The sequence below is a fragment of the Thermodesulfovibrio sp. genome (assembly GCF_049969575.1).
Lineage (GTDB): Bacteria > Nitrospirota > Thermodesulfovibrionia > Thermodesulfovibrionales > Thermodesulfovibrionaceae > Thermodesulfovibrio > Thermodesulfovibrio obliviosus.
In genome coordinates this window covers 7,837-11,163 of record NZ_JBMFOO010000024.1, presented here as the reverse complement: position 1 = coordinate 11,163, position 3,327 = coordinate 7,837, and the positions used below count along the sequence as shown (strand labels likewise).

General features: G+C 37.2%; 4 protein-coding genes and 1 pseudogene. 4 read left to right on the top strand and 1 reads right to left on the bottom strand.

All coding sequences use genetic code 11. The features are described from left to right. Positions 1-318, top strand: a 318-nt coding sequence (locus tag ACP5O9_RS06645) for a hypothetical protein (protein ID WP_428723670.1), incomplete at its 5' end; no start/stop codon positions are given. A 41-nt stretch (positions 319-359) separates the two neighbouring features. Here ACP5O9_RS06645 and ACP5O9_RS06640 read toward each other — a convergent pair. Beyond that, a complete protein-coding gene (locus tag ACP5O9_RS06640; protein WP_353685996.1) occupies positions 360-482 on the bottom strand; it encodes a hypothetical protein in 123 nt (40 codons plus the stop codon). 128 nt (positions 483-610) lie between these two features. Here ACP5O9_RS06640 and ACP5O9_RS06635 point away from each other — a divergent pair, with 128 nt between their 5' ends. From ACP5O9_RS06635 to ACP5O9_RS06625, 3 genes and pseudogenes are all read left to right on the top strand, one after another. Further along, a complete protein-coding gene (locus ACP5O9_RS06635; protein WP_353685995.1) occupies positions 611-1,828 on the top strand; it encodes an aspartate kinase in 1,218 nt (405 codons plus the stop codon). Further along, on the top strand, positions 1,828-3,006 hold the full coding sequence (gene argJ, locus ACP5O9_RS06630) for a bifunctional glutamate N-acetyltransferase/amino-acid acetyltransferase ArgJ (protein WP_353685994.1): 1,179 nt from the start codon (positions 1,828-1,830) through the stop codon (positions 3,004-3,006). Before ACP5O9_RS06635 ends, argJ begins: the two co-directional genes overlap by 1 nt. A gap of 19 nt (positions 3,007-3,025) precedes the next feature. Next, positions 3,026-3,327 (top strand): annotated as a pseudogene (locus ACP5O9_RS06625) (hypothetical protein); the annotation flags it as partial.

Genomic DNA, 3,327 nt, shown 5'->3' with positions numbered 1-3,327 from the left:
CGACTTGTAAGAGAAGTCTTAATGGAGTATCTACGGTTCTTCGGCTATGAAGGTGAAATTGCTACATCAACTGTAAAATCATTTTCAGACTACAAATTTATTATAGCTGATTATACAACAATAAAGGAATGGAATCTTCTAAAAGAAATAGAGAGCATAATTTTTCATAAACCTGTGATAATTTTATCTACCTTGAACTGCCCTGAAGAAGAAATTTTCAAATATAATGCTCTCTGTCTTACCAAACCTTTTTATCTTCAAGAGTTTAATGAGGCTTTAAGGAGCATTGATGAAGAATTTCATAAAGCAGCACAGTAGCACGCATGGCAATATTCAGGCTTTCTTTTTTACCGACATCTTTAATAAAAAGCTGTATATTCTTTTCCGGGAAAAAGTAGATGTCCTCTTTTTGGGAATCCGAAAGTTACAGTTATCTTTGCTTTGATAGCAACTTCGAGAATTTCTGCTGTATCTGAAGACATTCCTCAAGGAAGAACAATAATATTTTCTGGATTAAGCTCAAGCCAGGAGGGATAAATCTAAGTAATTGTAAAAAACTGAAGAATTTTTACATAATAGAAAAACTCAAATTTCCGAGATGGAGGCGCCTATGCTTATTGTTCAAAAATATGGTGGAACTTCTGTTGCAAACATTGAAAGAATAAAAGCTGTTGCAGAAAGGATTTCAAAAACTGTTAAAGAAGGCAACAAAGTGGTGGTTGTTGTTTCTGCAATGGCTGGAGAGACAGACAAACTCATTGGACTCGCTCATCAGGTATGTTCAAACCCACCAGAAAGGGAGATGGATTTGCTTCTTTCCTCTGGAGAAAGAGTTACTGCCGCACTTACAGCAATGGCTTTATGTGAACTGGGACATAAGGCAATTGCTCTTACTGGAAGGCAAATGGGAATCATTACCGATGCAGTACATACAAAGGCAAGAATTGAGAAAATTATCGCAACAAGAGCATTGAAAGCTCTGGAAGATGGTTATGTTGTAGTAGTTGCAGGATTTCAGGGAATTACAGAAACAGAGGATGTGACAACACTTGGTAGAGGTGGCTCTGATCTTACAGCTGTTGCCATAGCAGCTGCATTGAATGCTGATTTATGTGAGATTTATACAGATGTTGATGGTGTATTTACTGCTGATCCAAATATTGTGCCCAATGCCCGTAAGCTTGATAAGATTTCTTATGAAGAAATGCTTGAACTTGCTTCACTGGGAGCAAAGGTTTTGCAAACTCGTTCTGTGGAGTTTGCAATGAAATACAATGTCCCTGTAATAGTTCGTTCAAGCTTTAACTGGAATCCAGGAACATTAGTTACAAAGGAGGATAAAGATATGGAAAAAGTTGTAGTATCAGGCATTGCCCATGACAAAAATCAGGCAAAGATTACAATTCTTAAAGTTCCTGACAGACCTGGAATAGCAGCAAAACTGTTTAAAGCAGTGGCAGATGCCAATATTGTTGTTGACATGATTGTTCAGAACATAAGCAGTGATGGTAAAGCAACTGACATTTCTTTTACTGTTCCTAAAACAGATGCTAAAAAAGCTCTTGAACTTACAGAAAAAATTTCAAAAGAACTTGGAGCTGAGGGAGTTATTTTAAATGAGGGGATAGCGAAAATTTCCATTGTAGGCGTTGGCATGAGAACACATTCGGGAGTAGCAGCTCAGATGTTTGAAGCCCTTGCCAATCATGGAATAAACATAATGGCAATAAGCACATCAGAGATAAAGATTTCATGCCTTATTGATGCTAAATATACTGAGCTTGCTGTAAGAGTTCTTCATGATACATTTAAGTTGGGTGAGCAGTAATGGACATTGTTTCACCAAGAGGATTTCTCTATTCTGTTGCAAAGGCAGGGATTAAGTACCCAGACAGGTATGATATTGCATTAATTTATTCTAAGAAACCAGCACAGGTTGCAGGAGTCTTTACTACAAATCAAATTAAAGCAGCGCCAGTAAAAATATGTATGAGAAGAATACGCTCAGGACAGGCTCAGGCATTGATTTTAAACAGTGGAAATGCAAATGCCTGTACAGGGCAGAACGGGATAGACAATGCATTAAAAATAACTAATTATCTGGCAGACAGGCTTAATATCAATAAAGAACATGTTCTACCGCTTTCAACAGGAGTTATAGGAGTGCCTTTACCTGTTGAAAAAATCATTAAAGCAGTTGATGAACTTGTAAGCAGTCTTGGCAATGCTCAGCCAGCACAGGTTGCAGAAGCAATAATGACAACAGATACTTTTCCAAAGCTTACATACAGGCAAATTAAAGAGGATACTGCATTGACAATTCTTGGAATATGTAAGGGTGCTGGAATGATCTCTCCGAATATGGCAACAATGCTGTGCGCAATACTTACGGATGCAAAGATAAGTTCGGATTTGATGAAAGAGGCTTTAAGAGATGCTGTGGCACAGAGCTTTAACTCAATTACAGTTGACGGAGACATGTCAACAAATGATACGGTTTTAATGCTTGCAAATGGAGAATCTGATATAAAGATTGAAAGAAAAACCACTTTATGGAAGCAGTTTAAAGGAGCCCTTACTGATTTGTGCATTGAGCTTTCAAAAATGATAGTGAAGGATGGGGAAGGAGCAACAAAATTCATAACAGTTAATGTTAAAGGAGCTAAGACAGCTCAGGATGCAAAAAGAGTTGCCAGAGCTGTGGCAAATTCCCTTCTGGTTAAAACAGCCTTTTATGGATGTGATCCCAACTGGGGTAGAGTGATTGCTGCTGCGGGGTACTCTGGAGTTTCTTTAAAGGAAGAAAAAATTGAGATTTATATAAATGACATATGCCTTTTTGCTAAAGGAATGCCAACGATTAAAGAAGAAGATTTAAAAGAATCTTTAAAGCAGAGTGAGATTGAGATTTTGATAAATCTGAATCTTGGTAAAGGACAGGCAAAGATTTTTACAACAGATTTATCTGAGGAATATGTGCGAATAAACTCTGCCTATAGAACATAAATTGTGATATAATTAAGTTATGCCTGAAGTTATAGAAAAAATATCAAAACAAGAATTGGAAGCCCTTGTAAAAGAGATTGTTGAAAACTTTGTCCGTCAGAATGAACAACGGGTAAAAGAATTTTCTCTTATTGAAAGGATAATCCGAGTTGAAGAAGAACTTAAGGCATTAAGAGAAATTGAAAATGCCAGATTTGAAGCAAGTGAGAAACGCTTTGAGGCAATTCTCAGTGAGATGAAAGCATATCGTGAAGCGAGCGATAATCGTTTTGAGGCAGTGCGCAATGAGATGAAAGCTTATCATGAAGCAACTGAGAAGCG

Excerpts from the sequence above, each read along its gene's own strand:
- ACP5O9_RS06635 (WP_353685995.1), top strand. The coding sequence starts at position 611 with ATGCTTATTGTTCAAAAATATGGTGGAACTTCTGTTGCAAACATTGAA.
- argJ (WP_353685994.1), top strand. The coding sequence starts at position 1,828 with ATGGACATTGTTTCACCAAGAGGATTTCTCTATTCTGTTGCAAAGGCA.
- ACP5O9_RS06640 (WP_353685996.1), bottom strand. The coding sequence starts at position 482 with ATGTCTTCAGATACAGCAGAAATTCTCGAAGTTGCTATCAAAGCAAAG.